The 16,880-nt window shown below is 60.2% G+C and carries 13 protein-coding genes; 4 read left to right on the top strand and 9 right to left on the bottom strand.

What is annotated here, in order from left to right; translation table 11 throughout:
* Nucleotides 1-23: 23 nt before the first annotated feature.
* The 3 genes from IM739_RS14985 to IM739_RS14975 all read right to left on the bottom strand — a co-directional run bounded on the left by IM739_RS14985 (nucleotide 24) and on the right by IM739_RS14975 (nucleotide 4,046).
* On the bottom strand, nucleotides 24-1,676 hold the full coding sequence (locus IM739_RS14985; protein ID WP_237368502.1) for a thiamine pyrophosphate-binding protein: 1,653 nt from the start codon (nucleotides 1,674-1,676) through the stop codon (nucleotides 24-26).
* Complete coding sequence (locus tag IM739_RS14980; protein ID WP_237368501.1) at nucleotides 1,673-2,899, bottom strand: CaiB/BaiF CoA transferase family protein; 1,227 nt, start codon at nucleotides 2,897-2,899, stop codon at nucleotides 1,673-1,675. The genes IM739_RS14985 and IM739_RS14980 overlap by 4 nt, the downstream gene beginning before the upstream one ends.
* Nucleotides 2,900-3,059: 160 nt before the next feature.
* Nucleotides 3,060-4,046: an alpha/beta fold hydrolase gene (locus tag IM739_RS14975; protein WP_237368500.1), complete on the bottom strand. Its 987-nt coding sequence runs from the start codon at nucleotides 4,044-4,046 to the stop codon at nucleotides 3,060-3,062.
* 268 nt (nucleotides 4,047-4,314) lie between these two features.
* On the opposite strand from IM739_RS14975, the gene IM739_RS14970 reads away from it, so the two are divergent.
* From IM739_RS14970 to metF, 4 genes are all read left to right on the top strand, one after another.
* Nucleotides 4,315-6,018 (top strand): hypothetical protein, encoded by a 1,704-nt coding sequence (locus tag IM739_RS14970; RefSeq protein WP_237368499.1) that lies wholly within the window; start codon nucleotides 4,315-4,317, stop codon nucleotides 6,016-6,018.
* 110 nt (nucleotides 6,019-6,128) lie between these two features.
* Complete coding sequence (ettA, locus tag IM739_RS14965; protein WP_237368498.1) at nucleotides 6,129-7,778, top strand: energy-dependent translational throttle protein EttA; 1,650 nt, start codon at nucleotides 6,129-6,131, stop codon at nucleotides 7,776-7,778.
* Between the two features lie 245 nt (nucleotides 7,779-8,023).
* The gene (locus tag IM739_RS14960) at nucleotides 8,024-9,031 is read left to right on the top strand and encodes an ArsR/SmtB family transcription factor (protein ID WP_237368497.1); all 1,008 of its coding nucleotides are present in this window, start codon (nucleotides 8,024-8,026) and stop codon (nucleotides 9,029-9,031) included.
* Nucleotides 9,032-9,940 carry a methylenetetrahydrofolate reductase [NAD(P)H] gene (metF, locus tag IM739_RS14955; RefSeq protein WP_237368496.1) on the top strand — a complete coding sequence of 303 codons (909 nt, stop codon included), beginning with the start codon at nucleotides 9,032-9,034 and terminating at the stop codon, nucleotides 9,938-9,940. It abuts the gene before it with no gap.
* Nucleotides 9,941-10,371: 431 nt separating this feature from the next.
* On the opposite strand, the gene IM739_RS14950 is transcribed toward metF, so the two are convergent.
* From IM739_RS14950 to IM739_RS14925, 6 genes are all read right to left on the bottom strand, one after another.
* Nucleotides 10,372-11,304, bottom strand: a complete 933-nt coding sequence (locus IM739_RS14950) for a DMT family transporter (RefSeq protein ID WP_237368495.1) — start codon at nucleotides 11,302-11,304, stop codon at nucleotides 10,372-10,374.
* An 80-nt stretch (nucleotides 11,305-11,384) separates the two neighbouring features.
* Nucleotides 11,385-12,572 (bottom strand): lytic murein transglycosylase, encoded by a 1,188-nt coding sequence (locus IM739_RS14945; RefSeq protein ID WP_237368494.1) that lies wholly within the window; start codon nucleotides 12,570-12,572, stop codon nucleotides 11,385-11,387.
* A 123-nt stretch (nucleotides 12,573-12,695) separates the two neighbouring features.
* Nucleotides 12,696-13,475 carry a glycoside hydrolase family 25 protein gene (locus IM739_RS14940; RefSeq protein WP_237368493.1) on the bottom strand — a complete coding sequence of 260 codons (780 nt, stop codon included), beginning with the start codon at nucleotides 13,473-13,475 and terminating at the stop codon, nucleotides 12,696-12,698.
* Nucleotides 13,476-13,624: 149 nt separating this feature from the next.
* Nucleotides 13,625-14,287: a class I SAM-dependent methyltransferase gene (locus IM739_RS14935; RefSeq protein ID WP_237368492.1), complete on the bottom strand. Its 663-nt coding sequence runs from the start codon at nucleotides 14,285-14,287 to the stop codon at nucleotides 13,625-13,627.
* Nucleotides 14,284-15,534 carry a DUF3419 family protein gene (locus IM739_RS14930; RefSeq protein WP_237368491.1) on the bottom strand — a complete coding sequence of 417 codons (1,251 nt, stop codon included), beginning with the start codon at nucleotides 15,532-15,534 and terminating at the stop codon, nucleotides 14,284-14,286. The genes IM739_RS14935 and IM739_RS14930 overlap by 4 nt, the downstream gene beginning before the upstream one ends.
* Before the next feature lie 315 nt (nucleotides 15,535-15,849).
* The gene (locus IM739_RS14925; protein ID WP_237368490.1) at nucleotides 15,850-16,827 is read right to left on the bottom strand and encodes a lytic transglycosylase domain-containing protein; all 978 of its coding nucleotides are present in this window, start codon (nucleotides 16,825-16,827) and stop codon (nucleotides 15,850-15,852) included.
* Nucleotides 16,828-16,880 lie beyond the last annotated feature (53 nt).

Below are 16,880 nucleotides of genomic sequence, written 5' to 3'. Positions count from 1 at the left end.
TTCCGTTGTATTGCAGCGTCTTGTCAGGACTTTTCGCGAATTTGAGTCAAGGTCCTGGTGGGTGTGATCGCTTCCGGGTCCAGCTTGATCTCGATGATTGCCGGCTTGCCGGATGCGCGAGCGCGCTCGAAGGCCGATGCAAAGTCTTCCGTGGTTTCGACCGTCTCGCCGTGGCCGCCATAGGCGCGGGCAAGGGCTGCAAAATCGGGATTGGTCAGATCCGTCGCGCTGACGCGGCCCGGATATTCGCGTTCCTGATGCATGCGGATCGTGCCGTACATGCTGTTGTTGATGACCAGCGTGATGATGGGCAGATTGTAGCGGATCGCGGTGGCGAATTCCTGGCCATGCATCATGAAACAGCCATCGCCGGCAAAGCAGATCACTTCGCGATCGGGGAAAAGCTGCTTGGCGGCGACAGCGGCCGGTAGACCATAGCCCATCGAGCCGGATGCGGGGGCTGCCTGGGTGTTGAACGCCTGGAAACGGTGGAAACGGTGCAGCCATGTGGCGTAGTTGCCGGCGCCATTGGTGAAGACCGTGTTCGTTGCAGTGTTGGCTTCGATCCAGTCCATGATTGCGCCCATCTGCACCTTGCCGGGGCTGACCTTCGGCGCCGTCGACCAGTTGAGATAGGCCTGATGCATGCTCTCCGTGCGGGCGGCCCAGACAGGGTTGGCCGGCGCTTCAAGGCTGGCAAGCGCATCGACGAATTCGGCCGGCGCCGCACAGACTGCGAGATCGGCGCGGTAGACGCGACCAAGCTCGGACGGGTCCGGATAGACATGGACCAGGGTCTGGGCCGGGTAGGGTATGTCGATCAGGCTGTAGCCGGAAGACGGCATTTCGGAGAAACGGCCACCGAGCATGATGATCAGGTCGGCTTCCCGCACCTCTTTGGCGAGCGCAGGGTTGATGCCGATGCCGACATCACCGGCATAGGAGGGATGCGTGTGGTCGAACAGCATCTGACGGCGGAAGGAGCAGCCGACGGGAAGTTTGAAGCGTGCCGCGAAATCCTGGAAGGCGGCGACCGAGGTTTCATTCCAGCGAGTGCCGCCGAGGATGACCAGCGGCTTTTTTGCTTCTGCGAGCAGTTCGCCGAGCTTTGCGATGTGGGCTGGGCCGGGATGGGCCTCCACCGGCATGAAAGGCTTTGCTTCAGGGGCCTCGACCTCGTCAACCAGCATATCTTCCGGCAGTGTGAGAACGACCGGACCGGGACGACCCGAAGTCGCGATAGCAAAGGCGCGGGTGACAAATTCGGGAATGCGGCGGGCGTCGTCGATCTCGCCGACCCATTTGGCGAATTCGGTGAAAGCGCGGCGATATTCGACCTCCTGGAAGGCTTCGCGCTCACGGGCGTCGCGCTGGACCTGGCCGATGAAGAGGATCATCGGGATCGAGTCCTGGCGGGCGACATGCAGGCCGGCGGAGGCGTTCGTGGCGCCGGGGCCTCGGGTGACCATGCAGATGCCGGGCTTTCCGGTCAGGCGGCCCCAGGCGTCGGCCATCATTGCCGCTCCACCTTCCTGCCGGCAGACCAGTGTCTCGATACCGCTGTCCTTCAGGGCATCGAGAACCGCAAGATAGCTTTCCCCGGGCACGCAGGAGACACGTTCCACGCCATTGGCCTTCAGGGCCTCAACGATCAGTTCGCCGCCGGTTCTCTTCATCGGGCTGCCTTTCCTTCGATCTCGGCCAGTTCGGCCAGAATTTCGTTGCTGTGTTCTCCGATCCGCGGGCTCGGGCGCTCGTAGCGCAAAGCCGTCTCGGAGAGGATGATTGGGGTGCGCACGCTCGGAATGATCGTGCCCCTGTCGTCTTCAAGTTCGATCTTCAGGCCACGTGCCTTGATCTGCGGGTCTGCGAACATCTCTTCGATGGAGTTGATCGGCCCGGCCGGAACGGCGTTGGCCTCGCAGGCGCTCAGGAGGTCGCGCTTGATCCACCTGGCCGTTTCCGTGGTGACGATGCGGCGAACCTCTGCCTTGTTGGCAACGCGGGCCTTGTTGGTGGCGAAGCGCTCGTCTTCTGCGACCGAGGTTATGCCCAGTATGGCGCAAAGGCGCTTGAACTGGCCGTCATTGCCGACGGCAAGGATCAGGTGGCCATCGGCGGTCGGTACCACCTCGTAAGGACTGATATTGGGATGCGCATTGCCGAGTCGCGTCGGAGCCTTGCCGGAGACGAGATAATTCATGTTCTGGTTGGCCAGAACCGCCGACATGACGTCGAGCAGTGCCATGTCGATGAACTGGCCCTGGCCGGTCTTCATCACATGGATGAGCGCTGCCTGGATCGCGGTTACGGCATAGATGCCGGTGAAGATGTCGGCGATGGCAACGCCTGCCTTCATCGGTTCGCCATTCGTCTCGCCGGTGATCGACATGAAGCCGGACATGCCCTGGACAATATAATCATAGCCGGCAAATTCGGCATAAGGGCCGTTCTGGCCAAAACCAGTGATCGAGCAGTAGATCAGCCTGGGATTTTCGGCTTTCAGGCTGTCGTAGTCGAGGCCGTATTTCGCCAGGCCGCCAAGTTTGAAGTTTTCGATCACCACGTCGGCCGTGGCGCAGAGGCGTCGGACGGTGTCCTGGCCTTCTTGGGTCTTCAGGTCGATAGCGATCGAACGCTTGTTGCGATTGGTCGAATGGTAATAGGCGGCTGACAGGTTTTCGCCATCGGCGCCTTCGACGAAGGGCGGCCCCCAGGCGCGCGTGTCGTCGCCACCTTCCGGATTTTCCACCTTGATCACGTCGGCGCCGAGATCCGCCAGCATCTGGCCGGCCCAGGGCCCGGCCAGGACGCGTGCAAGCTCGATGACGCGGAGGCCGGCAAGGGGCGGTCCTGCGGTTGGACTATCGGTGGCGCTGGCGTTCTGTCTGGTGGTCATGGCGCTTCCTGTGCTGATCGGCATGACGGCGCAAAGCTGTCATGATCCGCAGCCTGTCATGAGCATTTCTGCTGGCTGACCTCGTATAACCCCGGATTAGTCCACCGGCACCTGATTTTCTCTCATGGGATCATTCCGTTTCGGCAAGCCCGCCTCAAGTTCAAGCTCGTGCATGGGGAAGGGGCGCGGTCGCGGTTACCGGCGCCGTTGCGCGTTCGATGTCGGCGAGCACGCGGTTACACCACGCAAGGAAGCCGGCTACTGGTACTTCCCGGCCACTCTCATTCAGGGTTTCGTGACGCATCGCGTCATAGATGCGTGTTGTGACGTTGCGAATGCCGGCCTCCGACAGGCGTGTTGCCAGCCAGCGGATTTCCCGTCCCTTGTTGGTGGCGGGGTCTTCACCTCCACCGACCAGATAGACCGGCGTGGACTTGTGCAGGCGCGCCAACTGACGGTCGCTGGTGCCGCGAAAGGTCAGGTGAAAGAGATCCTGCCAGAGGGAGACGCTGGCATCGAAGCCGCAGAGCGGGTCGGCGATATAGGCGTCGACTTCGGTTGCGTCATGGGACAGCCAGTCAAAGGCGGTACGATGGTTGGGGATTGCCTTGCCCCAGGCCGTGAACGTCGCCAGTGGCAGGATGAGGCTAGGAACGTCGGAGCCTTTGTAGATCTTCTCCAGTTTCAAAACCAATTGGGCAATGCGTCCAGCAATTCCCGGGTTGAAATTGGAATTCCACACCGACACCGCCTGGAAGGCGTCCGGATGTTCGGTTGCAGTATTGAGGGCAATCAGGCCACCCATGGAGTGGCCGAACAGGATGACAGGCAAGCCTGGGTGACGGGCGACTGCAAGATCGCGCATGGCGCGGACATCGGCCACCACCTTGGCGGGACCTTCGCTTGCGGCATATCGACCGAACGGCGCGTCCGGCGCAGTTGTCTCGCCGTGGCCGCGGTGGTCATGGGCGTAGACATGCAGGCCCGCCGCCGACAGGTTTGCGGCAAAGGCGCCGTAGCGGCGCGAATGCTCGGCGAGGCCGTGGCAAATGACGATGATGGCGCGCGGCGCGCTTTGTGCCGCCATGTGATGATACGCAAGTCGTGCGCCGCTTGGGGCATCATGAAAGTACAGTTCGTCGAACATGTTTTCCTCCGTCGGCGCAGATAAAATGGGATTTTCCGTTTGCGTGCAATGGAGGCTGATGTTTATCTTCCGGCCAACTATAGGATCAGTATGTAAGGATGCGTCGCTAACCCGATTTTAAAGCGCGAACGACCATAGTGCGTCGGCTCTTGGATGACGGGGTGGGGGAAAAACGCTGACGCAAACGGTTCAGAGACATCCGGTATGGTCAGGCGGACATAGTCTGAGGATGGGCGGCTCAAGGCCTGCTTTTCTGGCTACAGCGCTCATGACGGCCATCTTCATGCTGGTGTTCGACCTGCTTGCTGATCGACACTACTACAGCGATATTGATGATGTTCTGCGTGCTGTCCAGATCCGGCAGTTGCTCACGAACGGCGAGTGGTTCGACTTGATCATTCATGGCATCGATATGCCAGGTCCCTATCTTTCTCCCTGGTCCCGCCTTGTCGATCTTCCCTATGTCCTATTGGCGCTGGGGCTGCGCAACGTCACCAATGAAGCTACGGCCCTCTGGTGGGCTTTCCGGCTTTGGCAGCCTGTGCTGTTAATCGTTTTCTGCTGGCTGTGGTGCGCCATTGCCGTTCGGCTGGAGGAGGATGTTTTCAGGGTGCAGCCTCTGCACGCGGTGGCAGCTTTCGCATTGATGCCTTTGACGCTTTGGGAGTTCAGCCCTGGTCGCATCGATCATCACAACCTCCAGATCGTTGTGTTGATGCTGGCGCTGTTCGGAATTTCGCGTTGGTCGGCGGCGGGCGGCTTCGTTGCTGGCATGGCCTGCGGCCTGTCTTTTCTGATTGGACTGGAACTGGCACCTGTACTGCTGATCGTGATGGTTGGACCCGGTTTCGCATGGATCGCGGGTGTCGCCGGAAGTCGCCGCGTCCAGATCTTCCTTGCGGCAGGTCTAGCGCTCACGACACTGTTGGCTGGACCGTTGCTGGTCGGGCCAATTCGTTTCATGGCCACCGAATGCGATGCTTTTTCAGCGCCGTTCGCCGTCGCATTCCTTGGCTATGCCGCAATTACGGCGGCCATCATGTGGAGTGTTCGGTCGACTGTGCCTTATGTTCGACTTGGTGCGCTTGTCCTGTCTGCTGGTGGCCTCGTTCTCGCTCTCGCCATCGCATTTCCAGGTTGCCTGCAAGGACCATATCATTCGGTGGATCCGGTTGTTCGAGGGCTCTGGCTCGACCGGGTGCAGCAGGAGAAGTCGTTTCTTGAGTTTTACAGGGTAGGAGATACGATCAAGATCGTCTGCCTCGCGCTCCTGGTTGTCGTGTTGTGCGGTGCGCTTCCGACTTTCGTGCGGCGGCTGATGCGGCGCGATGCGGCTTTCGTGATAATTTTCTGTGTCGCCGTTGTGCTGACCGTCTTCAGTTTTGCGCAAACGCGCTTTATACGCTTCCCGGCCGCCTGCACGCTGCTTTTCCTCCCCATGGTCTGGAGCGAGGCGCGATTTGGCATACGGGCCACGCTAAGGGCGGTTGGGGCGGGGGGCGCGGTGACGTTGGCGGCTGGACTGCTTTTCCTGAAGCTCATCCCCAGTCATGAGTTGCGGCCGGAACTTCTGGACTATCTCGCTTTCGACCTTTGCACCGATGTCGATACATCACCGCTGTTGACGCTCGCGCCCGGCCGGATAGTGGCGCCGAGTTCACTTGGTCTTTTCATGCTTGACCGACTGCCGCCTGGCATGACCGTCAACGCCATTTCCTTTCATCGCGCAGCCCCCGGCATGCGACGGACGTATGATGTCTTCGTTTCGACGGACAGCGAGACCCGCAGGAAGGCGGCCGAGCCATTCGACTACCTCGCCGTCTGTCGCTATCCGATGGTGGCTGACATCCCCAACGACACGGTCTTCGCTGCACTTACCCGGGGAGGAGGCTGGCCGGGACTGGTTCCTATTTCCGATTCGCCGGCTTCCGGCCTGCGTCTGTTCCGGATTGACCATGAGAGCTTCAACTAGAGGGTAAAAAAGCCCTCGCGCTGTCCGTTCTTTGGCCGTTCGCCGTTGCTCCAGCGTCGCAATTCGCCTACATAGCGGCAACTTCCCAATCTGCCCGGAGCAATTTTACGATGGCACGCCAGTTCATCTATCACATGTCGGGACTGAACAAGTCCTACGGCGCCAAGAAGATCCTCGAGAACGTCAACCTGTCCTTCTACCCTGATGCCAAGATCGGTATCCTGGGTCCGAACGGCGCCGGTAAGTCGACCGTGCTGCGTATCATTGCCGGCCAGGACAAGGAATTCACCGGCGAAGCCTGGCTCGCCGAAGGCGCGACCGTCGGCTACCTGGAGCAGGAACCGCATCTGGATCCGACCAAGACGGCGTTTGAAAACGTCATGGTCGGCGTTGCCGACAAACAGGCCGTGCTCGATCGCTACAACGAACTGATGATGAACTATTCCGACGAGACCGCCGATGAAGGCGCCAAGCTCCAGGACATCATCGACAGCCAGAATCTCTGGGATCTCGAACAGCAGGTCGAGATGGCGATGGAAGCCCTGCGCTGCCCGCCGAAGGATTCGGACGTCACGCTCCTTTCTGGTGGTGAGCGCCGCCGTATCGCGCTCTGCCGCCTGCTTCTGTCGCAGCCGGACCTGCTGCTGCTCGACGAACCGACCAACCATCTGGACGCCGAAACGATCGCCTGGCTCGAAAAGCATCTGCGCGACTATCCGGGCGCCGTGATGATGATCACCCACGATCGTTACTTCCTCGACAATGTCACCGGCTGGATTCTCGAACTCGACCGTGGCCGCGGCATTCCCTACGAAGGCAACTACTCGGCATACCTGACAGCCAAGGCCAAGCGCATGCAGCAGGAAGCCCGCGAAGATGCCGGCCGCCAGAAGGCCATCTCGCGCGAGCAGGAATGGATCGCCTCCAGCCCGAAGGCGCGTCAGGCCAAGTCGAAGGCGCGTATCAAGTCCTATGAGCAGTTGGTGGATGCGGCCGAAAAGCAGCGTCCCGGCGACGCGCAGATCATCATCCCGGTTTCCGAGCGTCTCGGCCAGGTGGTCATCGAGATGGAAGGCATCACCAAGGGCTTTGAAGGGCGCACGCTGATCAATGACCTGTCGATCAAGCTGCCGCCGGGCGGCATCGTCGGCATCATCGGGCCGAACGGCGCCGGCAAGACGACGCTGTTCAAGATGATCACCGGCCAGGAAAAGCCGGATTCCGGCTCGATCCGTATCGGCGAGACGGTGCATCTCGGTTATGTCGACCAGAGCCGCGACGCGCTCGACGGCAACAAGACCGTTTGGGAAGAAATCTCGGGCGGTGCCGAGGTCATCAAGCTCGGCAAGTTCGACATGAACTCCCGCGCCTATTGCGGTGCCTTCAACTTCAAGGGCGGCGACCAGCAGCAGAAGGTCGGCAATCTCTCGGGTGGTCAGCGCAACCGCGTTCACCTTGCCAAGATGCTGAAGGCCGGCGGCAATGTCCTGCTGCTCGACGAGCCGACCAACGACCTTGATACCGAAACGCTCGGTGCGCTGGAAACGGCACTGGAAAACTTTGCCGGCTGCGCCATCATCATCAGCCACGATCGCATGTTCCTCGACCGTCTGGCGACACATATCCTGGCATTCGAAGGCGACGGCCATGTCGAATGGTTCGAAGGCAACTTCGAAGACTACGAGCAGGACAAGGTTCGCCGTCTCGGTGCTGACGCTCTCAATCCGGGCAGCCAAGCCTACAAGCGCCTGACGCGCTGACCGGATCACCTTTCGGTGGCAGATGTCTGCCGCCCCGTATCGAAAAGCCCCGGCCGTGCCGGGGCTTTTTCGTGTCGGCTTCGAACTGTGGGTGCTCGGTTTGTCAAGTGCGCGCATCGAGCGTCATGGAGACCTTAGCCTCGAGCGCCAGCGGCCTTCCTGAAATTCGAAGCAGATAATGCTTGCAAGGTTCGCGCGAACGACATAAACATATCTTTATATGATTATCGCTCTCGAGGTTCGGTATGAAATTTGGCGTGGATGCTCTGGTGGAGTTGTTGAAGGCGGCAGGTGAACCTACCCGGCTTCGCCTGCTTGCGCTCCTGTCGGCTGGGGATCTGACCGTGACCGATCTTACCGAAATTCTGGGGCAGTCGCAGCCCCGAATTTCCAGGCACCTCAAGCTTCTTGCCGAGGCGGAACTTGTCGATCGGTATCAGGAGGGGGCCTGGGCGTTCTTTCGATTGAAGCAGGATGGCGCCGCTGCCGATCTGACCCGTGTATTGCTTGATAGTACGCAGGAGGCCGATCCTGTTCTGCAACGTGACAAGGAGCGCCTCGCCGCCGTCAAGCGTTCACGAGCGCAGCGCGCGCAGGAGTATTTCAGCCGCAATGCATCCGAGTGGGATGAACTGCGCCGACTGCATGTCAACGATGCCGATGTCGAGGCAGCCTTGCTGAGGCTCGTCGGGCCTGAGCCGATCGATGCGCTGCTCGATCTCGGCACTGGCACAGGGCGCATCCTGCAGCTGCTCTCTAGTCACTACCGTCGGGCAACGGGTATCGATGCGAGCCGTGACATGCTGTCGGTCGCGCGCGCAAATCTCGACAAGGGCGGCGTTCTGTCGGCGTCCGTGCGTCACGGCGACATTCTCAACCTGCCGCTTGATGCTTCAGACTACGATCTGGTGACAATCCACCAGGTGCTGCACTTCCTTGAGCAGCCTGAACTGGCGCTTGCCGAGGCGGCTCGCATGTTGAAGCCGAATGGTCGTCTGGCGATTGTCGATCTGGCGCCGCACGAACTGGAATATCTGCGCGACGAACATGCCCATGTGCGGCTTGGTTTCTCGAGGCAGATCATGGCCGACTGGCTCAATCGAAACGGGTTTCACGTCGAGGAAGTGGTCGATCTGCCGCCGGAAAGCGCGGCGGGCAGGGGCCTTACCGTTACCATCTGGCTCGCCCGGCGCAATGCCGTTCTGGCACCGGCTGGTATGGAAGCAGCAATTTTACAGACCGGGAGCAGATAAATGGCCGAGCACCATAGAGCGATCGAAGACGCTGCAGACCTGCGCATCTCGTTTGAATTCTTTCCGCCGAAGTCGCCGGACATGGAAGACCAGCTCTGGTCAACGGTTGAGGCCCTGGCACCCTGGCAGCCGGATTTCGTATCCGTCACTTATGGAGCCGGCGGCACGACGCGCGAACCGACCCTGAGCACGGTGAAGCGGTTGATCAGCGATACGCCGATGCCGACTGCGTCACACCTGACCTGCGTCGGCGCGACACGCGACGAGGTGCGGCGCGTGGTCGAGGAATTCAAGGCCGTTGGTGTTCGGCATTTCGTCGCGCTGCGCGGCGACCCGCAAGACGGCGTCGGCGCGGCTTACCAGCCGCATCCGGACGGTTTCGTCAACGCGGCCGACCTTGTGAGCGGTTTGCGCGCGATGGGCGATTTCGAGGTGTCTGTCTCCGCCTACCCGGAAAAGCACCCAGAAAGTCCCGATGAAGCCGCCGATCTGGATATGCTAAAGCGCAAGGTGGATGCTGGCGCAACCCGGGCCCTGACGCAGTTCTTTTTCGACAATGATGTCTACGCCCGCTATCTTGATCGCGTGCTGGCGGCGGGGATTGCCATCCCGATCGTGCCCGGTATCATGCCGATCCAGAACCTCACGCAGTTGAAGCGGTTCGCCTCGATGTGCGGCGCATCGGTGCCGGCAAGCATAGATCGCCGTTTTGATGGGCTCGATGGCAATGCACAGGATCGGGCCGAGGTGGCGGCGGATATCGCAGCCGAGCAGATCGCTGATCTGGCGAAGCGCGGTATTCGGGAGTTCCACATCTACACGATGAACAGAGCGCCGCTGACGATTGCGACGCTGTCGCGCCTTGGGCTGGATGGCAAGTCCCGGACGCTATCCGGTGCTGCGGCCTGAAACGGCTTCCTTGTAAAAGATGAAAGGCGCATGACGGAGGTCCATCATGCGCCTTTTTGAATTGCAGAAGCATTGCTGCCTGAGAGGCCTTTAGGCCGCTTCATCGCTTTTGGCTCATCTTACTCCCGGTCAGATGAACAGCATGGTGGTAATGAACACAAACGCCGCACTGACGATAAGGACATTGATCGAATTAGTCAGTCCCATGTCTGCCTCCTTGTGTTTGACCGTTAGATGTTATGTCCGATTTGTGTCATCGAAAAGCGAATTCTGTGCTGCGCTGCGATGACGGGCGGTGGATAAGTTGTCGATCGTCGAGAATTCATCATTTTTTTCAGTGATTTAAGAATTTTCAGCTGTTGTTAATGAAGTTTAACAAACGTGACCTGTCGGGCTCCAATATGATGCGCAATGTTGCATTGTGGCAACAGTCAGCCAAGCCGGGATTTGTTTGCAAACGGGAGAAAACCGAGCAGCCGACCGTCCAATACAAGCAGACCGGCCCCAATCAAGGCCATGCCCACGACGTCGAGCGGATGCAGAATCTCGCCGAGAAAAAGCGCTCCCAGCAGGATGGCGCTGGGCGGAACGAGCAGTGTTACGAGTGAGGCGTTCGTCGCTCCGGCGATGGCCATGATGCGGAAGAAGAGGATGTATGCGAAGGCCGTGGACAGCAACGCGAGCGCCAGAATGGCCGCGATTGCGCTCAAAGGAGGCATGGAAAGCGCCCATGGCTGGTCGATGACAAGCGCTGCAGGCAGCATGATCAGCGACGAAGCGGTGAGTTGGCCTGCTGCTGTGATCGGGGCGGGAACGTCTCGGAACCGTTTTCCGTAGGTTGCTGCAAAGCCATAGGATACTGCGGCGAGAATGGGCAGGATCACCGCCCATAGGGGTACGTCCGTCTGCAGGAAGGTGCTCGGGCCGATCAACACGGCCGTGCCGGAGAGGCCGAGGATGGTACCGACCATCTTCGCCCGTGATAGCTTTTCGTCGGCGGTCAGCTTGTTTGCGATCAGCACCGTCCAGATCGGCGTTGTCGCATTGAGGATCGAGGCGAGACCGGCGCCGATCTCCGTTTGGCCGAGGAAGATCAGAGTGTGCGGGATGGCATTGTTGATCAGGCCGAGCAGAAGGAAGGCGCGCCAGCGTGTCTTCAGGATTAGATAGAGGTCTTCACCACCGCGCAGATAAAGGTGCAGGGCCAGTGCTGCCAGCGACAGGCGCAGGAAGACGAGCGTGAACGGCGGTACATACGCAACGGCATAACGCGCGAAGAAGAACGAGCCGCCCCAGATGAAGCCGAGCAGGATCAGCAGGGCCCAGGTGGTCGCGTTCAAGGTCAGGGGAGCTTGTTTTTGCATGGGGCACCTTTCGAATCGGAGCCCCACGCTAGTCTTACGGTCTCGCTGAAACCACCCGTTTCATGCGGCCGGTCTATGGATCACAACGTGTTCAGCAGGGAGGGTGTCGCCCAGCCATCCGCCGGCACACCCAGCCGCTGCTGCTCCTTCTGGATGGCAACGCGGGTTCCGGATCCCAGAATGCCGTCAATCTTGCCGACGTCATGGCCGAGTGTTTGGAGCTTCGTCTGGAGTGCCTTCATCTCAACGTCGCCGAGGCCCTGTTCCGGGGTGCCCTTCAGGTAAGCCGGAGCGCCCATCAGGCGGGTGGCAAAGTAGGCCGCAGAGGTCGTGTAGATGAACGACTGGTTCCATTCCAGATAGATATTGAAGTTGGGATAGGTCAGGAATGCGGTGCCTTTGCGCCCTTGCGGCAGGACCAGCGATGCAGGCAGGTTGCCTGAGGTCGTGTTGCCGTCTCGCGGCGTGACGCCGAGCGCGAACCATTCACCGGCTGTCAGCGGACCGTTCAGGCCGGTCTTTTCGAAAGGCAGGTTTTCGGGAATGGTCACTTCCTGGATCCACGGCTCGCCGCGCTTGAAGCCGAGGTGCTGGATGAACTTGGCAGCGGTCAGGATGGCGTCCGGCGCACTCTGCTTGACGTTGATATGGCCATCGCCGTCGCCATCGACGCCGAATTCGATGATGTCTTTCGGAAGCATCTGTACCTGACCGATTTCGCCGGCCCAGGCACCGGTGTTGGTGGCCGGATCGAGATCGCCGTGCTGCACCATTTCGATCAGGGCCAACAATTGCGGGCGAAACAGTTCGGGACGACGGCAGTCGTGCGCGAGCGTCACGAGCGCATTGCGGGTGCTGAAATCACCCTGCACGGCGCCGAAATCGGTCTCCATCGCCCAGAAGGCGGCAATGATGCCGGATGGAATGCCGAATTCCTGTTCAGCCCGGTCAAACACCGCCTTGTACTGCTGCAGCTTCTGGCGGCCGATGTCGAGACGGGCCTGGCTGACGGTACGCTGCGAGAATTCGAGGAAGGTCTGCTTGAACACGCCCTGAGAGCGATCGCGGGCCAGAACTTTCTCGTCGATCCGGGCGCCGGCCAAGGCCTGTTCGGCAATGTCAGCCGGTACGCCGACGGCCACGGCTTCCGCCTTGACGCCCTGGAGGAAGGTGCCGAGATCGCCGCCACATTCGGCTGCCATCGAAAGGCTGGTGGTGGCCATGAGGAAGGCGAAGGGAAGGGCGAAGCGTGAGGCAAAGGTCATCATTTGGTCCTTAGATGTTTCTTGTGGACGGTTATTAAGCGACTTTTTGACGAAAGAGAGATGGCGGCACAAGGACTCGTGCCGCCATGGTCTTATTTTCAGGAATTTCTCGGGTTGGGGCCGCGGTTACTTGGAAACGGACGCAACCCACTTTTTCCAGTTTGCCTGCGTGCCGGCGAAAACGTTGATATCCGTGCCGCCCTTGATACCCGGAATGACGCCGGTCGACGTATATTGCCAGAAGGCCCAGCGGCGTTCCGGATAGATCTCGTTGGGATGCTGGGCGACGGCCCGCACCCAGAAATGATAGTCCTGGAACGCACCTTCGAGATTGTCACGGTGGAAATCGACCGATGTGTAGATGATCGGGCGCTTGCCGTAATAAGCTTCGATGCGATCCATGAACCGCTTCATTTCGCTGCGCACAGTTGCCCCGTCCGGGCGGAGTTGGCAGGTCTTCGAGGCGTGATTCCACTCTACATCGAGTACGGGCGGCAAATGCATGGACTGCTTGGGGACGTTTCGGATGAACCAATCAGCCTGCTCGTCGGCTGTCGAACAGAAGTAGTAGAAGTGATAAGGGGCGTGTGGAACGCCAGCGGCGCGGGCCTGCTGCCAGTATGCGTTGAAGCGCGGATCGACCATATCCTTGCCTTCGGTCGCCTTGATGAAGGCGAAGGAAACGCCGGAGCGGCGAACCTGGTCCCAGTCGATGTCGCCGTTCCATTTCGACACGTCGATGCCGTGCACGTTGTGGCGATGCGGCGTCTTGCCGTTGAAGTCCTGCGGATCGGTATCCTTGAAGCGCGGCGAAATCGATGCCGTTTCCATCAGGTCATAGCTGGTGGAGGTGCAGGCTGCCAGTGACAGCGAAATCGGCAAGAGCGCCAGGAGAAGCCACCGCATGGATGTTCCATCAATTGGAGTTGGAATCATGCCCCAAGAGCGGTGCGCACGAACGCGAGACACAAGAGGCGCGAGCACCATTCATGGTCCATCATCGTTAAAACTTGGTTATATGCAATCCGTCTTGCGGAGTTAATGACGGTGCCGCCTCAGAATTTGACGATGGCGTGCCACGCGTAACCGCGTCCGACCGTCTCGAAGGCGAGCGTTCCGCCGCGCTCGGCCACTCTGGATTCGAGGGCTTGGCGCAGGGATGCGCGAGGGGTGACGTGGAAACGTGACAGCCAGTTGCGCAACAGATTGTGGAACCAGCGCGGCAGGCCTTCCTGCTGGCCGAAATCGACGATGTGCAGCGAGCCACCGGATGCGACGGCATCCAGCGCGCAATCGATCGCTTTTTCCCAATCCGGGATCATCGACAAGGCGTATGAAATCATAACACGGTCGAAGCCCTGCATGCCGAACTGGCTGGCGTCGAATGCGGTGGCATCGGCGACGGTCAGGACAGGCTGTGTGGGGTCGTGACGAAAACTGGCGCGTGCCGAGACGAGCATCTCCGCCGAAATGTCGAGGCCGTAGAGATGCGCCGTCGGATAGAGGCGGCGGGCAAACAGCAGATTGCGGCCCGTGCCGCAACCGACCTCGAGCAGGGTGCCTGCTGGTGGGATGTCGAGCTGGGCGATCATGCGGTCGCGGCCGAGCAGGTAATACTTCCGCGTCAGGTCGTAGATGTGGCGCTGGTAGCGATACATGCTGTCCATGCGTTCGGCATGCGGCTGGTCGATGACGCTGTTTGCAGCCTGTTCGCTCATGCCCGGGGCATTTCATAGATGTGGAAGCCGCCGTAGATTGCCGAGCGGTCCTGCTTCTTCAGGGCAGTGGAGCGCTCCGCCTGATAGTGCCATTGCGAGAGCAGGCTGTCGGAGAGCTTGCCGTCGAGCACGCTCTTTTCCGCGGCCGTGCGAAAGATGACCCGGGCGCCCGGTGCCGCAGTACGGGTGATCTCTGTCCAGAGTTCGTTGAGCTGACGCTCGTTCATCCAGTCCTGGGCATCAAGCAACACGTATCGGTCCACGCTGGCGGCCGGTTTCTTTGCCAGCAACTCGGTGAAGTTGGCATGGTGAACTTGGACCCGGTCGACGTGGTCGCGGATCAGCGGATAATGCTCCCGCTTGAGATAGGTCGGCAGGGTGCCTTCTTCCGCAGTGGGGTAGCGACGGGCAAATGCCTGCCAGGCGAAATAATTGTCCTTCAGCGGAAAATAGCAGGCCAGCTTTTCCAGGCGGTGGCGCAGGACCGGAGCAATCGTTCCGCCCTCGGAGAGGCTAGCCAGCTCGTCATATTGCTGCGGCGGAATGCCAAGGCCGAAGAGCGAGCTCTTGCGGCTGGTCAGCCAGCGGATCAACGGCTTGTCGAACAGTGGTGCAATCCGGCTGTCGAAGAACTGGCGCTGGTCGCGCAGCGACTTCGCTGTAGTCATCTCTTCGAGGCGCACACCATGCAAACGGGCGAGCAGATGGCCAATGCCGATAAAGCGCCCGAGCAGACCGGTACGATAGAGATTGCGGTTGAACACCGACACCCGACGCCGCCCGGTCATTCCGCGCTGGTTCCAGTAACTGCGGCTCACAGCGTCGAGATTGGGTGCCACATGGCGGTCATAGAGGCGACTATTGCCAGCTTCACCGTCTGTTGCCAGAAGGCGGACAACGGCAGCATGATCGGGCAGATGGCGAAAGGCTGCGAGCTTCAGCCGGTTAAGCGCGACGTGGTTGGGGTTCAGGTCGACGACGTCGATCGAGGCAGGTCTTCGGCTGAGGTAAGCGAGCATGTTACAGCCGCCGGAGCCGATCGTCACGATCGAATGGCCCTCGGCCAGATCCATCGCCTCCATGTCGACATCCGGGTCTTCCCAGATCTGGGCATAGACCAGGCCTGAAAACAGCAGGCCGAACAGACGTTCTGACAGTCCGTCCCTGGACATTGGCTTATGCTGGAGAAGCGCGTCCTTGAGTTTGTGATTCTCATGAAAGCCAGCATCCGGTGCAATCTCGGTCATCTCGATCCGCCATCCTCTTGGAGTTGATGGCGTGTAGCCCTGCGATGCTACAGTTTGATGACGTGGACGTGCCAGCTGGTTGGCGCAAGCTTGCCGGAATTTGATAAGCCGTTGACGGATCTAATACATTCCTGGCGCGGCCGGTCTTGCCCGCAGGCGAATTCTAACGCCTCGAAACATGGGTGTCTGGAGCTGGACTGTGCAAGGCGGGGATATGAGGGCTTAGACCGTTGCGAACGTGCACCGATTCTCTTCTTCCTGCCTGAAGAGTCGATATGATCGTTGCGGTATCGGTCGCTGGTGAAGATCCGGGATCTACTGCGTCAGGTGCAGCATGCCCTTACGCTTGGCATCGTAATAATAGCCGCGTGCGTAAAGGCGCACCGCCTGGTCATGATCGCTGTCCGCCACGAGCCACGCGCCCTTGAGGTATTTGACGGCATATTTGATGTTGGTCTCGGCGTCGAAAAGCCCTGACGGCTCGCCGTTGTAGCCCATGGCCTTGGCGGTGTTGTAGCGGATCTGCATCAGACCGTAGTTACCGCTGTGATAAGCGCCTGGATTGTATGTGCTCTCACGCTTGACGACGCGATGTACCAGATCCTCCGGGATCTCGTAGAACTTCGCATATTTCTTGATCAGGGCGTTGAGTTTGGTCGGGCCGCCGCTCAGCGCTTCCGGCTCGGGTTCACGTTCCGGTGGCAAGCCTGGCGAGGTGATGTCGAAGGGGTCGCCAAAGCTGGTCAGGGCCGTCCTGCGCAGGGGGGCTGCATAGGCGAGCACGACGGGTGCCGGTGCCGGCAGTGTGCCTGACGTCGTCTCGGCTGTGGTCGAGGCCGATGTCGATCCAGGGGCTGCGGCAACGGCCTGCATGGGGGCTGCGCCGGCGGTGATTGCTGCCTGCTGATCGACGCCGGGAAGCGGCGTGGCTGTCGCCAGTGTCGTCAGGGCCTGTGTTGCCGCCGTCTGCGGCGCAGTGGCAGCCAGTGACGATTCCTTCAGCATCGGAATGGGGGCTGCTGTTTCTGTGCCCGGAATGATCGGGGCGGGACCCGGATTGGCCGCCGCCAGTTCCGCAGTCGTGGTCACGGTCGTCGCTGCTGTCGGTGTCGTTCCGTTCGAAATGGCTTCGGCAGTATTTGCGGCCTGCATTTCCGCCGAATTGGGTTTGGCAACCGGTGTTGTGGCCAGGTCCGCCTTCATGTTCTCATCGATTGCAGTGCATCCCGAGAGGCCCGCTAGCAAGGAAGCAGCCATGCAAATCGCAATGCCGCGGTCTTTCTTGACGATCATGCCACTATCCGTTTTCACGCTGCAGGCGACCGGTGACGAAGCAAATCACCGAC

Origin of the sequence: Rhizobium sp. SL42 (assembly GCF_021729845.1) — a bacterium.
Classification (GTDB): domain Bacteria; phylum Pseudomonadota; class Alphaproteobacteria; order Rhizobiales; family Rhizobiaceae; genus Allorhizobium.
The sequence above is the reverse complement of the archived record's forward strand: the minus strand, read 5'-3'. Positions and strand labels throughout refer to the sequence as shown.